This window comes from Vibrio lamellibrachiae (genome assembly GCF_050337265.1).
GTDB lineage: Bacteria > Pseudomonadota > Gammaproteobacteria > Enterobacterales > Vibrionaceae > Vibrio > Vibrio kyushuensis.
The window spans coordinates 217,493-232,757 of record NZ_JAKJSU010000010.1; the positions used below are offsets into that span (position 1 = coordinate 217,493).

Consider the following 15,265-nt stretch of genomic DNA (forward strand, 5'->3'; position numbering starts at 1 on the left):
CAATATTAAAGTTAATTTAATGTTTGCAATTTACTTTAATATAATTTGTCTATATTGTAGGCGCGCCTATTATTATGGTGGGCACTATATCTAAATTTATTTTAGATATTGCATAAATGACATAACGGAGATATCCAATGAAGAAAACAGCTATCGCGCTTTTGACTTCTGTCGTTTTCAGCGGTGCAGCAATGGCTGCTGAAACTACAACAACGACTGGCACTGCTGCTGGTAGTGCGAACGCAGCTACTGCTGCTGTTGGTACTATCGCACCTACTGCTGTTGCTGTTACTGGCGCACTTGTAGCTGGTGTTGTTGTTGCAGCAAGTAACTCTGGTTCAGGCACAACGACTTCAGTCACTGTCCCTCGCTAATCAGCGCCCTTAAAACAACCGCTTCGGCGGTTGTTTTTTAACATCCACTATATAAAAAGACTGTTTCTAGCATGAAAATCGCATTTCGACTGCTGCTGCTTACTCCCTTGTTAGCATTACTTGGTTGCACACAAAGCTCCCAAGATCTATCAGATTCCTTCTCTCTTGCTCTGTTTGGTCATGACTCTTCATCAATCACTCAAGAACAGGTCAATAACATCCCTTACGCTAGCCAGGTCATTGAGTTTGGGAGTAATCCACAAGTATTAATAGTTTTAGCTTGGGTAGAACATGAAAATGATCAAGTACCTGAAGCACTAAAGTGGCTGTCTGCAAACAATGAAATGATAGTGACTCAAGCCGGGCGCATAATAAAAACAGCGAACTTCCCCAATACAAACCTAATCTCTCTTCGCTCAGAAAAAACGGATCCTCTAGCTCGTGGCTTACATCTCCCAACAACGCCACATCACTGGTCATACACAATCAGTTGGCAACCGGGTTACCACATTCAATATGAAGCACAGTCTCGATTTGAAGTGATTGGAAAAGTAGAAAAACAGCTGCCATTTGAGAAGCGAGCTCTACTGCATGTAAAAGAAACCGTATCAATACCAGTAATCGAATATCAGTCAAATAATCACTACTGGCTGGACCCAAAAACAGGTAACGTCATCGCTAGCGAACAAACTGTGATTCCAAATAGCGCCACCTTCAAACTCGTGATTGGAAAGCCTTACCAGCAGGAAGTAACACAATGAAGACACTCTTCACATCATGGCTTATCAACCTAGCTGTATTGGTAAGCCTAACCAGCTATGCGATTGCATCTGAAACTATTATTGAAGTTCAACACAGTCAGCATGAGTCCATCACCCTAACATTTGAGCAAGCTCCAAGGCTCGATACAGCCGTGATGACAGCAACGAATTACCACCAACTTTCGCTAATGGAAATAGACTGGTTAAAGTCAGCGTTATTCGACGGAAATACACCCTTTCACTTGAAAGAAAAAACTTTAACATCACTCAAATCCCAGAAACACGAAGCGAACGTCGACGAAAAACACTATTGGGACGCACTTTCAGTACAGCTAAAAAAATGGCAATTTTCATCTCGTATTTTCACTACGCTCGATCCTGATACCACTCGTTTAGCCATGGCTAAAAACCCTCGTTTGCAAGGGAACTATCAGATATTCCTTGGTGATGTTAATGATGCCCCTTCAATTAAGATATTAGGGTATGTAAAACAACCCACTTCACTACCATGGTACCCTCGAAAAAGTGCTATTGATTACTTAGAAGTGGCACGAATTAATACATCAAACCTGAGTACAGTTTGGGTTATTCAACCCGATGGAATAACATTTGAATACCCAATCGCATACTGGAATTACCAATTTCACAACATCGCACCGGGTGCGATTATTTACGTTCCTATGCCTCTAAACACGATAGACACTAAGACTGCTACCAATAAAGACACAAACCAGTTAGTTCTAGAACTATTGACGCACAAACACCCATTATGATGAATCCCATGAATCCGATATCACTCCGCTGGTTAACACCTCTTGGGGCTCTAAGTTACGCTCTCGCATCCCCTGTCGTTGCCGACGAGTTTAGTCCTCCACAACTTAAACATTCTTACACTGATTTTGGTGGTGTGGGCCTCATACAAATGCCTACAGCTCGTATGATGCAAGAAGGCGAATTTAGCGCTTCGGCAACCAATAATAATGAATACCTTCATTACACAGCCACTCTTCAGCTCTTTCCTTGGCTCGAGGCAACTATTCGCTACACGCAAGTTCATGACATGCTGTATAGCTCTGATCCGGGATTCAGCGGCGATACCAAATACACCGACAAATCCATGGACGCCAAGGTTCGTTTAATAGAAGAAAGTTATTGGCTACCTGAATTATCGGTTGGCGTTCGTGATTTTGGGGGAACGGGGTTATTCGACGGTGAATTTGTTGCTGCTAGCAAACAGGTTGGTCCTTTAGATTTCACCCTTGGTGTTGGTTGGGGTTACCTAGGCAATCGTGCAAATCTATCAGGCGATAAATCAATTTCTGTTGACTGTGGCCGTGACACGACATTTAAAGGCAATGGCGGAAGCGTTGATGTTAATCGTATGTTCTCAGGCTGCTCCTCACTCTTTGGGGGAGTTGAATACCAAACTCCCCACGAGCCACTTCGATTAAAAGTCGAATATGACGGTAACGACTATAGTAGTGATTTCCCAGTGACTAATGGCAGTTCAGATATGAATGTCTCTACTCCTTGGAATTTCGGTATTGTCTATGGTTTAGCTGACTGGGCAGATCTACGCTTAAGCTATGAGCGAGGTAACACTTTTACCGCTGGCATTACGATGGCAACCAACCTTTCTAGCCTTAAACCGAACTGGGTAGATGAACCTAGACCGAGTTATAGCCAAGCTGAACAGCGAAATGAGTTAAGCGATCAAGAGTGGAATGAATTGACCGAGGAAGTCGCACAAGTCGCTGGTTATAGTGAGCTGAATATTTATCAGGATGAAGATGTAATCATCATTGAAGGCGAGCCCACAAAATACCGTGATGCTAGTGAAGCCCACCATCGTGCTGCTCTGTCTGTTGCCAATAGTGGTATTGATGCGACTAGCTATCATATTATCGATACGAATCATCATCAGCCGATGCAAGAAACCGTCGTTAATGCGAACGCTTTCAAGCGCGTTGCTGATAATGACTACCCTGACGCAAGCTTCGATGATGCGAGTTATACCAAAAGCTCAACCAAACAAGGGCGCAATGCCAAAGCGAGTATCGAAAACCCATTCTACTATGGTTTCTCTCCTGTACTTCAGCAATCTATAGGGGGCTCTGAGAACTTCTATCTATATGCGATCGGAATAAGTGCGGATGCGAGCTATGAACTTGGTACAAATTGGCGTGCTTCAGGCAGTGTCTATGCCAACCTTATCGATAACTACGATAAGTTTAACTACACCGTTCCACCAGATGGTACTGATTTAAAACGTGTTCGTACGTTATCTCGTCAATACTACGATGAATTTTTACGCGTTGATAACCTTCAGCTCACTCACTTTGATCGTTACCAAGAGAGTTTTTATACTCAAGCCTATGGTGGCTATTTAGAAGCTATGTTTGCTGGTGTGGGTACCGAAATCATGTATCGCCCATTCGGAAAAAACTGGGCGATTGGTGCCGACGTCAACTACGTTGTTCAGCGAGATCCTGACTCAACTTTCGGTCTCTTTACCGAAGAACGCCATTTTGATGAGCAAACAAGTCGTTACTATAACGTCCAAACAGGCACATTGACTGGCCACGCCACATTATATTGGCAACCAAAGTTCTGGAGCCTCATTGACGATACTCAAATGAAACTAAGTGCGGGTCGCTATCTTTCAGACGATGTAGGTTTCACTCTGGACTACTCTAAGCAGTTTGATAGTGGTGTAACCGCTGGGGCATTTATTACTAAAACCAATTTATCTGCTGAAGAGTATGGTGAAGGTAGTTATACCAAAGGGTTTTATGTGTCGATACCACTAGATTTAATGACGGTTAAACCAAGCCGAGAGCGCGTTGCGATTTCTTGGTTACCACTTCAACGCGATGGTGGGCAAATGTTAAATCGTAAGTACCACCTTTACGATACAACTGATATTCGCTCTCCATGGAATACTCGCCCAGCCAAATAAAAACCACACAAAACCTTATGTGATCTTGCTTCAGGAGTGATAACCTCACTCCTGAACTTCATCTTATTGATTCCTGACTCAATATCACACCTCTAATGATAAATTCATAAATAGTCACACTTTCGTTACATTTCCATCGTCAACTCGTCGTTATTCAACTATGGTTTCATTAGATATGGAACGTCAATAAAAGAAGAGTGCGCATTACTTCTCTATATAAATCAACCATCCGAGGCCAACGAGCCATGGAGGAGAGAAGATGCATACTATTCGAACGATATTTATCGTTATTTTAGCCTCAATCGCTTTATCAGGTTGTGTTCACAGTAACGGAGCAACTCAATCAGCGATGAAACATCCTGATATCAATTATGAATTTCTCGGTGTTCCGATACTCTTTCAGGGGTACGGAACCAGTGTACCCATCACCAATGAGCTAAGCCTAACAGCTGCTCACGTTGCCCTGCTTAGCTACAACAAAGTCATTGCTTATCATCCACATTGCGATATAGCACTCATCCAGTCTGATAATACTCTTGATAACCTTTCTCCATTAGGGTCTGTGTATCCTGGTGAGCTAGTAAAGGCATTCGGTATGAATGCTACGGGTGATGTCATTACCAGTAGTGGTATTTATCACCTTGATCTCAACTTTGTGAATGACAAGAACTACGCAGAATGCCCTTCGAGTATTACGGATGCGGCTATACAAGGTGGCATGAGTGGTGGCGGTGCCTACAATGAGAAAGACGAACTGGTTGGAATTCTTACTGGCATTGCAGATAAAAGAGACACAAGGCTTTTAAACGGAGAGCCATTAGACATTGAACGACTCAGTATTTTCATTCCGACTCACTATTTACAGCCTTGGCTAGAAGAGAATATGGCGAATTACTATCGAAGTAACTTATCGATTGCTCAGCAGTCAACAAAAGAGACATCCACAGTTACTCTGCCTGACTACAATCAGCATTGATCAAAGTAAAAGCTAGCGTTGGCAACCTCTCTCTAGCTTTTACCCTCCTGCTTTTCATCCTCTCTCTTCCTACCCTAAGCCCTAGAAAATGCAAACGCAGTCACTTCATCAATATGCTTACAATCGAGTGCTAACATAACCAAGCGATCAATACCTAACGCAACGCCTGCGCAGTTAGGAAGACCAGCGTCCAGTGCAGAGACTAAATTCAAGTCAATGGGTTGCTTAGTTAACCCCACCTCAAGGCGCTTCTGATTATCTTGCTCAAAGCGTGCGAGTTGTTCTTTGGCATCATCAAGTTCATGAAAACCATTGGCAAGCTCAATGCCCTTGAAATAGACCTCAAATCGTTCGGCAACTCGACTGTCCTTTTTATTAATCTTCGCTAATGCCGCTTGTGAAGCAGGAAAGTCATAAACCATAACAGGTGCGTCTTGACCTATTTTGGTTTCCACACCAATACAGAATAGAAGCTGTAACAGTGTATCTCGATCTTGTTCATTATCTGCAATGTCACTCAAACCTAGAGTGCTCGCAGCTTGTTTAAGTTTCTCCATCGAGTCTTCAAGTGGGCACATTCCTAACACATCAATAAAGGCTTGTTGATACGTCATTCTCTTAGCTTGAGGGCAACCTAAGATTAGCTGGAGAAGCTCATCCATCTCATCCATCAACTTATGATGATCAAAACCGACTCGATACCACTCAAGCATGGTGAATTCAGGGTTATGGTAACGACCGTTCTCTTCGTTACGAAATGACTTACAGATTTGATAAATACAACCACTGCCCGCCGCTAACAAACGCTTCATATGAAATTCAGGGCTTGTCATAAAGTAGAGCGAACACCCTTGCGCGTATTCTGGGCCAATAAAGTTGGTCTGAAAGGTATGCAAATGAACATCGGTTACTGTGGCATGACTCATTGCTGGCGTATCCACTTCCATCACATCTCGCTTGGCAAAGAACTGACGTATCTTAGCCAGTAAAGCTGCGCGCTGTTTTAACTGCTCAATAGAGGCGGTCGGTTGCCAAGTTTGCTCTGTCATGGTTCTACATTTCTCTGTTCGTTTTAACGGTAATGATTATACGAAAATAGTTACACGTTAAGTATTCTAGCGATAAACGCTGATTTCTAAAATGGAATTTATCCTTTCGCTCCTTTTATTCTATCAATATATCTCACCGTTCAAATTAGACAAAATTATGACATCGATCACACAAAGTGGAATAAGTATGCTCATGTTTGCATTTCCGAGTAAAAAGGATGACTGAGTCAATTTATTCGTCATTCCGCTCTTCTAAACTGGCTTGGCTCTTGAAACATTGCCATTAAAAAACGGCTTGAGCTGAGTAAACGAAAAGTTGTTTTACTTCAACACTCTAAACTCAATATAAAGACTCTAGGGGCAGCAAGAAGAACGCACCTAGCATTCAATAATAACAATCACTCACTGGAGGATAACTGTGAAAACAATCACCACAGATATCGCAGTCATCGGCGCTGGTGGCGCTGGTCTTCGTACTGCTATTGCAGCTGCGGAAGCAAACCCTGAACTAGAAGTTGCACTTATTTCCAAAGTTTATCCTATGCGCTCCCATACGGTTGCTGCAGAAGGTGGATCCGCTGCTGTTATCAAGGATGAAGATAGCCTAGACAATCATTTCAACGATACCGTTGGTGGTGGTGACTGGCTTTGTGAACAGGATGTTGTTGAATATTTCGTTAAAAACGCAACCCGTGAAATGATCCAAATGGAGCAATGGGGTTGTCCGTGGAGTCGTAAAGAAAATGGCGAAGTTAACGTTCGCCGTTTCGGTGGTATGAAAGTAGAGCGTACATGGTTTGCCGCAGATAAAACCGGCTTCCACATGCTGCATACCCTATTCCAAACTTCAATGAAGTACAGCCAAATCAATCGCTTCGATGAGTACTTTGTTGTCGATCTTCTTGTTGAAGAGGGTGAGATTCAAGGACTGATTGCTATTCATATGGCAGAAGGCGAGCTAATCACCATCAGAGCAAAATCGGTTGTCTTGGCAACTGGCGGTGCTGGTCGTGTTTATCACTGCAATACCAATGGCGGTATCGTAACCGGCGATGGCATGGCAATGGCTTATCGTCATGGCGTACCGCTTCGTGATATGGAGTTTGTTCAATACCACCCAACCGGCCTACCAGGTACTGGTATCTTGATGACCGAAGGTTGTCGTGGTGAAGGCGGTATTATCGTCAACAAGAATGGCTATCGTTACCTGCAAGATTATGGCATGGGCCCTGAAACACCAGTTGGCGAACCTAAGAATAAATACATGGAACTGGGTCCGCGTGACAAAGTTTCTCAAGCGTTCTGGCACGAGCAGCAGAAAGGCAACACCATCAAGCACCCTCTCGGTGATGTGGTACACCTAGATCTTCGTCATTTAGGTGAGGAGTACCTGCAAGAGCGTTTACCGTTTATCTGTGAGCTTTCAAAAGCATACGTTAACGTTGACCCTGCTAAAGAACCTATTCCAATTCGCCCTACCGTTCACTACACCATGGGTGGTATTGAAACTAATGGCGATTGTGAAACACAAATCAAAGGTCTGTTTGCTGTTGGTGAATGTGCCTCTGTTGGTCTGCACGGTGCAAACCGTTTAGGTTCGAACTCACTGGCTGAGTTTGTTGTCTTTGGTCGCGTGGCTGGTGAAAACGCCGTTAAACGTGCTGAAGAGTTCAAAGGCTGGAATGATGAGTCTATTGATAAACAAGTGAAAGCAGTGGAAGAACGCATTGCTTCTATCTTGGCTCAAGAAGGCGAAGAGAACTGGGCTGATATCCGTACTGAAATGGGTCACACCATGGAAGCAGGTTGTGGTATCTACCGCCAAGAAGATCTGATGCAAGCGACGATCGAGAAACTCACTGAACTAAAAGCGCGTTACAAAAACATCGGTATTAAAGATAAAGGTAAAGTGTTCAACACTGACCTTCTTTACGCCATTGAAGTTGGCTACGGTCTTGAAGTGGCAGAAGCGATGGCTCACTCGGCAATTCTACGTAAAGAGTCTCGTGGTGCTCACCAACGCTTGGATGAAGACTGCACCGAGCGTGATGATGAGAACTTCTTGAAGCATTCCTTGGCTTACTACCAAGAAGATGCGGTTCCAAATATCGATTACCGCGAAGTGACGATCACTAAATCTCAACCGAAAGCGCGCCTATACGGTGAAGCTGCTGAAAAAGCAGCGGCAGAGGAAGCTGCTCAAGCGAAACAGAAAGAGGAGCAAGAGTAATGCCAGCGAATCGAATTCAAAAAATAGACATACTGCGCTATGACCCAGCAAAAGACAGCGAGCCTCATAAGCAGGCTTTTGAGATCCCATTTGATGACACCATGTCAGTTCTTGACGCGATTGGTTACATCAAAGACAACCTAGACAAAGACCTCTCTTACCGTTGGTCTTGTCGTATGGCTATCTGTGGTTCGTGTGGAATCATGGTCAACGGCGTACCTAAGTTAGCTTGTAAATGCTTCTTACGCGATTACCCAGATGGTTTAACTATTGAGCCTCTTGCTAACTTCCCAATTGAAAAGGATCTGATTGTTGATATGACGCCGTTCATTGAGCGTCTTGAAGCAATTAAACCTTATATCATTGGTAACGACCGTACGCCTGAAGATGGTACCAACATTCAAACTCCAGAGCAGATGGCAAAGTACAAGCAATTTGCAGGCTGTATCAACTGTGGTCTGTGCTACGCAGCATGTCCTCAGTTTGGCTTAAATCCTGAGTTCATTGGTCCTGCAGCGTTAACGCTGGCTCATCGCTACAATCTTGATAGCCGCGACAACGGTAAAAGTGAGCGTATGGGGATCATCAACGGTGATAATGGCGCTTGGGGCTGTACTTTTGTCGGTTACTGCTCTGATGTATGTCCGAAAAATGTCGACCCTGCCGCTGCGGTAAACCAAGGCAAGATCGAATCTTCAATGGATTTTGTCATTGCAATGCTAAAGCCTGACGGAACAAAACAGAAAGAGGAGGCATAAGGATGAGTAATCGTAAACCTTACGTTCGTGAAATGAAGCGTACGTGGTGGAGTAATCACCCCTTCTACCGCTTCTATATGTTGCGTGAAGCAACGGTACTGCCTCTGATCCTATTTACGCTATTTCTAACAGTTGGATTAGCATCACTAGTCAAAGGTCCTGACGCATGGCAAACATGGCTAGGCTTCATGGCAAATCCGGTTGTTATCGCCATCAATATTGTGGCGCTAGCGGGTAGCCTACTCCATGCTCAGACTTTCTTTAGCATGATGCCGCAAGTGATGCCAATTCGCTTGAAGGGTAAAACCGTTGATAAGAAAGTGATTGTATTAACTCAGTGGGCAGCGGTTGCGTTTATCTCACTCATTGTTCTCATCATCGTTTAAGGAGTTTATTATGACGACGAATAACTACGCAGTGAATAAGACTCCAAACCGCTCAGATGAACCTATCTGGTGGGGACTATTTGGCGCAGGCGGTACATGGTTTGCCATGATCACGCCAGTAACGATATTAGTACTCGGTATTCTTGCACCACTGGGGATTATTGACGCTGAATCTCTTAGCTATGAGCGTGTTAGCAGCTTTGCCACCAGCATTATTGGTGCGCTGTTTATCATCGGTACGCTAGCCCTGCCTATGTGGCATGCTATGCACCGACTGCACCATGGTATGCACGATCTCAAATTCCATACCGGTGTGGTAGGCAAAGTAGGCTGTTACTTCTTTGCTGCTTTAATTAGTGCGCTATCAATTATCTTTATTTTGATGATCTAATTAGCCGCCAAATACGTTAACACCTACTTAAACCACCTAGCTCTCTCTAGGTGGTTTTTTTATTGCCTAATATTCACCACGTTGCTCGTTCTACCTGTAAAGCAACAACACTTCTTCAAATAACACCTTTCTTACTATTTCATCTTAATGCTCATGCCCGCCTGATAACTATCGCTTATGATCGAGATAACTTTATTTTCAATTGCACAGTGTTCATAATTATCCGCATAGAATTGAACAGTGTTCAATATTTGTTTAAATACAATTTATACGGTACTTGAAAATGAAAAAAGTTATTGGTCTTGCTCTACTCGCTGCTGTCTCTGCACCTTCTGCATTCGCTACATCTGTTGACTACTTCGCAGGTGGTGGCTTTGGTTCTCACTCTTCCACATTGAAAGTTGATGCAGCAGACTGGAAAGAGTCCGACCGTGCAGGTGCTTTTCACATTCGTGGTGGTGCATACATCAATAACGTTCACCGTGTTACTTTAACTGCCAATTTTGCTGGTGATAATGAGTTATTTTCTGTCGCTCACGAGCCTTCAGGGATTTCACTGAAAGGAGAATACGACCAAAATGAATGGTTCGCTTCATACGACTACGTCCACTCTCTAAATGAAAAGTTTTCTATTTTTGGTGGGGTAACGGCAGGATTAACTAAGAACAAAGTCACATTTACCTACGAAGATGACCTAGGCAAAGAAAAGCATAAAGAAAGCGAGACTGATTTTACTCTTGGCGCTCAAGTTGGTGTTCAATATGCTCTAACAAATGAACTTTCAATCGACGGAACGTATCGCCATATGGGTACATCATATAAAGACGACTTAATTAAAGTTGATAACCATAGCGAGTTCGCTATCTCTCTAGACTACCGATTCTAATTTTACTGTTTAGTCTACAGAGTAGGAAACAAAAGGGTTGGCACTACGCCAACCCTTTCTTATTCTTACTAAAACCGAATTACTAAAGAATAAAGCGGCTTAGATCTTCATCATCAACCAAATCACCTAAACAATCTTTCACGTACTTAGCATCGATAGTTAAGCTTGTACCTGCTTTGTCTGTCGCTTCGAATGAAATCTCATCCATCAGACGCTCCATAACAGTATGCAGTCGACGCGCACCAATATTCTCAGTGGTTTCATTCACATGCCACGCGGCTTCAGCAATCTGAGTAATGCCATCTTCAGTGAAATTCACGTCCACTTCTTCTGTTTTCATCAGCGCAATGTATTGCTCAGTCAGTGACGCTTTTGGCTCAGTCAAGATACGCTTAAAGTCGTGGCTTGATAGTGCTTCTAGCTCAACACGAATCGGCAAACGACCTTGCAGTTCTGGAATAAGATCAGATGGCTTAGACACTTGGAACGCACCCGAAGTAACAAATAAGATATGGTCAGTTTTTACCATGCCATGCTTAGTTGAAACCGTGCTACCTTCAATCAATGGTAGTAGATCACGCTGAACACCTTCGCGAGAAACGTCAGGGCCAGAGCTATCTCCACGCTTACAGATCTTGTCGATTTCATCGATGAATACGATGCCGTTATTCTCAACATTAAAGATTGAATTTTCTTTTAGCTCTTCTTGATTGACAAGTTTAGAAGCTTCCTCTTCAACTAATGCTTTGAACGCATCTTTGATCTTTAGCTTACGTTTTTTCTTAGTATCACCAGCAAGGTTTTGGAACATACCTTGAAGCTGATTGGTCATCTCTTCCATACCTGGAGGTGACATGATCTCAACGCCCATTTGTGGCGCGGCAACATCAATTTCTATCTCTTTATCGTCTAACTTGCCTTCACGTAATTTCTTACGGAAGATTTGACGAGTATTAGATGAGGTATCGTCTGATTTCTCATTTTCACCCCAAGCATCACGTGCAGGTGGTAACAATGCATCTAAAATGCGCTCTTCAGCTTGCTCTTCGGCGCGGAATTTCACTTTATCCATCGCTTGCTGATGCGTCATCTTAATTGCCACATCCGTTAAGTCACGAATGATCGTTTCCACTTCCTTACCCACATAGCCTACTTCAGTAAACTTAGTCGCTTCTACTTTAATAAAAGGCGCATTGGCAAGCTTTGCAAGGCGGCGAGCAATCTCTGTTTTACCGACACCCGTTGGGCCAATCATAAGAATATTTTTTGGGGTTACTTCTACGCGCAAGCTCTCTTCAAGCTGCATTCGACGCCAACGGTTACGCAGTGCAATAGCCACCGAGCGTTTCGCTTGATCTTGACCAATAATGTGGCGGTTAAGTTCGTGAACAATTTCACGAGGAGTCATTTCAGACATATTATTTTCCTTAAAACAGTGTCACTAGCTATCTTTGTTTATTATCTCGCTACTTTATCCAACTTAATGGCAGCCGCTATTCAGCTTTTTCAGCAGGAATTTCTAGTTCTTCGATAGTGTGGTGGTGGTTAGTAAAGACACAAATATCACCAGCAATCTTCAGTGATTTCTGAGCAACTTCAAGTGCGTCTAATTCGGTGTTTTCTAATAGCGCTGTCGCGGCGGCTTGAGCAAAGTTACCGCCCGAACCAATGGCAATCAAATCATTCTCAGGCTGAACAACATCACCATTACCAGTAATGATCAACGATGCAGTTTCATCAGCTACGGCCAGAAGCGCCTCTAGCTTGCGAAGGGCTCGATCGCTGCGCCAATCTTTAGCCAGTTCAACCGCCGCTTTGGTTAAATGTCCTTGGTGCATCTGAAGCTTACTTTCAAAACGCTCAAATAGAGTGAATGCATCCGCAGTACTACCAGCAAAGCCTGCCAATACTTTATTGTTGTATAAACGGCGAACTTTTTTAGCGTTACCTTTCATTACGGTATTGCCTAGCGATACTTGTCCATCTCCCGCGATGACAACTTTGTTATTTCGACGTACTGATACGATGGTAGTCACGAGTAGGGCCTCTTGTTCTTAATTAGGGAGTTATACATTTATATGAGGTCAAAAAGGCAAATTTCAAGAGTGAACGAATATCTCATGGCAATAGAGCAACCCTAAGCACAGAAACAAACTGCAACAAAAAAACACTCTTTTCACAAGAATAAAACACCATGCAAAACAGGGGGATAAATCACTCTGACATAACCATGACATACCCCTAAAGTGTAGTTACGATATTCGTGACTTTAATAACATTAATTAGTGTGTGCATTTAAGAGAATCACTTTAAAGAACGATAAAAATAAGGGATTACTATGAAAACTAAAACGCTAGGCTGCTGTCCTTCTCACACAACAAATAAAGACTATATGTCTCTCGCTCGTCACCTTAATCAATCAGGAGGAAGCACGGTCGCAAGCTTACTGGATTCTGCTTCTACCTATGTAAATGGGTCGCCCATAAAGATAATTAATGAAATGCGCCACCACGGATACATTCACTTAAATAACAATAACGTTCAGTTGACTAAGAACGGCTTAGAGCGATTTCAAGCAAAATAAGGCTTAACTTCAACTAGAGAAATATAACTCTGGTGAAATTACAAACGCTCGATACAACAAAGGCTATTCAGATGAATAGCCTTTTATTGTTTCAAATATGCCCGATATATTACTGTGTTTGCTTCCAAATCGCGCACGGTTCGATCTTGGCTCGTTGCAGTTTGTGTCTATCTCGTTCTGCGTCACGCTTGAGTGTATACGGCCCTAGAACAACTCGATACCAACTGCTGCCCTCTTTTTTTCTTACTTCACTTTGAAGACCTTGGAACGCAATGTTGGCTTTACGCTCCTCAGCTTGACTAGAAAGCTTAAAGGCTCCGCACTGCATGATGTACGGGATTTCAGAGACAACTTGCTCTTTCGCTTGAACTTCTACTTTGCGATTTGGTAGCGACTCGACGTAGTCCCACTTTTCTTCAGGAGGCTTAGGAAGCGCTGTTGCCGGTTTTGGTTTCGGCTTCGGTTTAGCGACAGGAGTAACAACTGGTGCTGGAGGCTCAGGATCATTGCTTAAGGTATAAAGCCCATAGCCAAACGCACCAAGTAAAGTGATGGCTATCAGCCCACTCCGCCAAGGTTTTTTTCCTGAAGTGCGTTTTTGCGACGCTTTTTTGCCGGTCGACTTTTTACCGCCTCGGCCACGCTTTACATAATCTTTATTTGCCACAATGGAATATCACGTTGAAAACTCAGTAGACATGGTAATTCAGTTTTATGAGGGATAACAGTACAGAAATGGAAGCAGCGCACCAAAATGCGCTGCTAGACGGTCAGTTTTTAGTAAGAAATTACATCACTCGAGGTGGCGCAGCACTTTGTCTAACAACTAGGTGTGTTTCCAATAGACGAGATCCTGCACGTACATCATGCCCTCTCAATAGTTCAAGCATCATCAGCATTGCCTGACGGCCAATTTCATAACGAGGTTGAGAGATAGTGGTTAACGGTGGATCGCTGTATTGAGCAAATTGAATATCATCAAAGCCAACCACAGAGAGATCTTGTGGAACGCGAAGGCCAAGCTTTTTCGCTTCTTGTATCGCACCAATTGCCATAACGTCGCTGTGAGAGAAAATCGCCGTTGGCGGCTCAGGCAGAGCAAGTAACTGACGCACCGCTTTTGCACCGGCTTCAAAGGTAAAGTCACCATATGCTGTATAAGTTGGGTTCATCATAATGCCCCCACGTCTTAATGCTTGCTGGTAACCTTGCTGACGAAACTGACATAAAACCGCATGTTGCGGGCCAGATATTTGAGCCACACGTTTATGCCCCATCTGAGTCAGATAGTTCACCGCTTCAAAAGCTGAGGTTAGGTTATCAATGTGAACCGTTGGGAGCTCTAACTCTGGAGCAAACTCACACGCCATCACCATAGGTGGCAGGTTTTTCTGTTCCGCTTTACTCACATCAAAAGGAAGATCGCTACCAAGCAGCAACATACCGTCGGCTTGCTTAGTAAAAACGAGATTTACAAAAGAAGATTCGCGTCTTTTTTGTTGTGAGCTATCGCCAAGTAAGACGAGGTAACCATGCTCCATTGCGGCATCTTCAATACCACGGATTATTTCAGAGAAATAAGGATCGCAAATATCAGGGACAATGGTGACAATGGTTTTAGATTCATTTCGACGCAGATTGCGCGCCAAAGAGTTTGGTGAATAACCAGCTTCCAAAACAGCATCTTCAACACGTTTTCGTGTAGAGGAAGAGACCTTTTCTGGATTCATCAGCGCTCGAGACACGGTGGCCGTTGAGACTCCTGCAAGCTGGGCAACATCCTTCATTGTCGCCATATTTTTAACCCTCTTTTCCTTTGTATACAGCCATGCTGCATTGCATATAATTAAAGTTTTTATGGCGAACTGTCGTTCACTCTTGTTTTTCTATGTTCTGATAGTTTATTCATTT

General features: G+C 43.4%; 16 protein-coding genes. 11 read left to right on the plus strand and 5 right to left on the minus strand.

The features are described 5' to 3' along the window. Positions 1-137 precede the first annotated feature (137 nt). The 5 genes from L4C54_RS17800 to L4C54_RS17820 all read left to right on the plus strand — a co-directional run bounded on the left by L4C54_RS17800 (position 138) and on the right by L4C54_RS17820 (position 5,070). Positions 138-374, plus strand: a complete 237-nt coding sequence (locus L4C54_RS17800; protein WP_428809198.1) for a hypothetical protein — start codon at positions 138-140, stop codon at positions 372-374. A gap of 71 nt (positions 375-445) precedes the next feature. Continuing rightward, positions 446-1,135, plus strand: coding sequence for a YjbF family lipoprotein (locus L4C54_RS17805; protein ID WP_428809199.1), 690 nt, complete (start codon positions 446-448; stop codon positions 1,133-1,135). Beyond that, positions 1,132-1,908 (plus strand): capsule biosynthesis GfcC family protein, encoded by a 777-nt coding sequence (locus tag L4C54_RS17810; RefSeq protein ID WP_428809200.1) that lies wholly within the window; start codon positions 1,132-1,134, stop codon positions 1,906-1,908. Before L4C54_RS17805 ends, L4C54_RS17810 begins: the two co-directional genes overlap by 4 nt. 8 nt (positions 1,909-1,916) lie before the next feature. Further along, positions 1,917-4,094: a YjbH domain-containing protein gene (locus L4C54_RS17815; protein ID WP_428809201.1), complete on the plus strand. Its 2,178-nt coding sequence runs from the start codon at positions 1,917-1,919 to the stop codon at positions 4,092-4,094. A gap of 259 nt (positions 4,095-4,353) precedes the next feature. Beyond that, a complete protein-coding gene (locus L4C54_RS17820) occupies positions 4,354-5,070 on the plus strand; it encodes a S1 family peptidase (RefSeq protein ID WP_428809202.1) in 717 nt (238 codons plus the stop codon). A gap of 74 nt (positions 5,071-5,144) precedes the next feature. On the opposite strand, the gene epmA is transcribed toward L4C54_RS17820, so the two are convergent. Then, on the minus strand, positions 5,145-6,119 hold the full coding sequence (gene epmA, locus L4C54_RS17825; RefSeq protein ID WP_428809203.1) for an elongation factor P--(R)-beta-lysine ligase: 975 nt from the start codon (positions 6,117-6,119) through the stop codon (positions 5,145-5,147). A gap of 418 nt (positions 6,120-6,537) precedes the next feature. Here epmA and frdA point away from each other — a divergent pair, with 418 nt between their 5' ends. The 5 genes from frdA (at position 6,538) to L4C54_RS17850 (ending at position 10,770) form a co-directional block, all read left to right on the plus strand. Further along, positions 6,538-8,349 (plus strand): fumarate reductase (quinol) flavoprotein subunit, encoded by a 1,812-nt coding sequence (gene frdA, locus L4C54_RS17830; protein WP_428809204.1) that lies wholly within the window; start codon positions 6,538-6,540, stop codon positions 8,347-8,349. Beyond that, positions 8,349-9,107 carry a succinate dehydrogenase/fumarate reductase iron-sulfur subunit gene (locus L4C54_RS17835; RefSeq protein ID WP_428809205.1) on the plus strand — a complete coding sequence of 253 codons (759 nt, stop codon included), beginning with the start codon at positions 8,349-8,351 and terminating at the stop codon, positions 9,105-9,107. Before frdA ends, L4C54_RS17835 begins: the two co-directional genes overlap by 1 nt. Before the next feature lie 2 nt (positions 9,108-9,109). After that, positions 9,110-9,493 carry a fumarate reductase subunit FrdC gene (gene frdC / locus L4C54_RS17840; RefSeq protein WP_428802730.1) on the plus strand — a complete coding sequence of 128 codons (384 nt, stop codon included), beginning with the start codon at positions 9,110-9,112 and terminating at the stop codon, positions 9,491-9,493. A 10-nt stretch (positions 9,494-9,503) separates the two neighbouring features. Beyond that, the gene (gene frdD, locus L4C54_RS17845) at positions 9,504-9,884 is read left to right on the plus strand and encodes a fumarate reductase subunit FrdD (protein WP_428809206.1); all 381 of its coding nucleotides are present in this window, start codon (positions 9,504-9,506) and stop codon (positions 9,882-9,884) included. 283 nt (positions 9,885-10,167) lie between these two features. Continuing rightward, entirely contained in the window at positions 10,168-10,770 is a 603-nt protein-coding gene (locus tag L4C54_RS17850; protein WP_428809207.1) for a porin family protein, read from the plus strand. Positions 10,771-10,852: 82 nt separating this feature from the next. On the opposite strand, the gene hslU is transcribed toward L4C54_RS17850, so the two are convergent. Both hslU and hslV read right to left on the minus strand, forming a co-directional pair. Beyond that, positions 10,853-12,187 carry an ATP-dependent protease ATPase subunit HslU gene (gene hslU / locus L4C54_RS17855; RefSeq protein ID WP_428809208.1) on the minus strand — a complete coding sequence of 445 codons (1,335 nt, stop codon included), beginning with the start codon at positions 12,185-12,187 and terminating at the stop codon, positions 10,853-10,855. 76 nt (positions 12,188-12,263) lie between these two features. Further along, complete coding sequence (hslV, locus tag L4C54_RS17860; protein ID WP_428809209.1) at positions 12,264-12,806, minus strand: ATP-dependent protease subunit HslV; 543 nt, start codon at positions 12,804-12,806, stop codon at positions 12,264-12,266. Between the two features lie 302 nt (positions 12,807-13,108). On the opposite strand from hslV, the gene L4C54_RS17865 reads away from it, so the two are divergent. Next, positions 13,109-13,354: a hypothetical protein gene (locus L4C54_RS17865; RefSeq protein WP_428802735.1), complete on the plus strand. Its 246-nt coding sequence runs from the start codon at positions 13,109-13,111 to the stop codon at positions 13,352-13,354. Between the two features lie 109 nt (positions 13,355-13,463). Here the strand turns inward: L4C54_RS17865 and L4C54_RS17870 are convergent, their stop codons facing one another. Together L4C54_RS17870 and cytR are read right to left on the minus strand one after the other, a co-directional pair. Beyond that, positions 13,464-14,021 (minus strand): SPOR domain-containing protein, encoded by a 558-nt coding sequence (locus tag L4C54_RS17870; protein WP_428802736.1) that lies wholly within the window; start codon positions 14,019-14,021, stop codon positions 13,464-13,466. 121 nt (positions 14,022-14,142) lie between these two features. Beyond that, complete coding sequence (gene cytR / locus L4C54_RS17875) at positions 14,143-15,180, minus strand: DNA-binding transcriptional regulator CytR (RefSeq protein ID WP_428802887.1); 1,038 nt, start codon at positions 15,178-15,180, stop codon at positions 14,143-14,145. Between the last annotated feature and the right edge of the window lie 85 nt (positions 15,181-15,265).

Coding starts and splice junctions, on each gene's coding strand:
- L4C54_RS17800 (WP_428809198.1), top strand. CDS start 138: ATGAAGAAAACAGCTATCGCGCTTTTGACTTCTGTCGTTTTCAGCGGT.
- frdC (WP_428802730.1), top strand. CDS start 9,110: ATGAGTAATCGTAAACCTTACGTTCGTGAAATGAAGCGTACGTGGTGG.
- L4C54_RS17815 (WP_428809201.1), top strand. CDS start 1,917: ATGAATCCGATATCACTCCGCTGGTTAACACCTCTTGGGGCTCTAAGT.
- epmA (WP_428809203.1), bottom strand. CDS start 6,119: ATGACAGAGCAAACTTGGCAACCGACCGCCTCTATTGAGCAGTTAAAA.
- L4C54_RS17865 (WP_428802735.1), top strand. CDS start 13,109: ATGAAAACTAAAACGCTAGGCTGCTGTCCTTCTCACACAACAAATAAA.
- frdD (WP_428809206.1), top strand. CDS start 9,504: ATGACGACGAATAACTACGCAGTGAATAAGACTCCAAACCGCTCAGAT.
- L4C54_RS17850 (WP_428809207.1), top strand. CDS start 10,168: ATGAAAAAAGTTATTGGTCTTGCTCTACTCGCTGCTGTCTCTGCACCT.
- hslU (WP_428809208.1), bottom strand. CDS start 12,187: ATGTCTGAAATGACTCCTCGTGAAATTGTTCACGAACTTAACCGCCAC.
- L4C54_RS17805 (WP_428809199.1), top strand. CDS start 446: ATGAAAATCGCATTTCGACTGCTGCTGCTTACTCCCTTGTTAGCATTA.
- L4C54_RS17820 (WP_428809202.1), top strand. CDS start 4,354: ATGCATACTATTCGAACGATATTTATCGTTATTTTAGCCTCAATCGCT.
- L4C54_RS17810 (WP_428809200.1), top strand. CDS start 1,132: ATGAAGACACTCTTCACATCATGGCTTATCAACCTAGCTGTATTGGTA.
- L4C54_RS17835 (WP_428809205.1), top strand. CDS start 8,349: ATGCCAGCGAATCGAATTCAAAAAATAGACATACTGCGCTATGACCCA.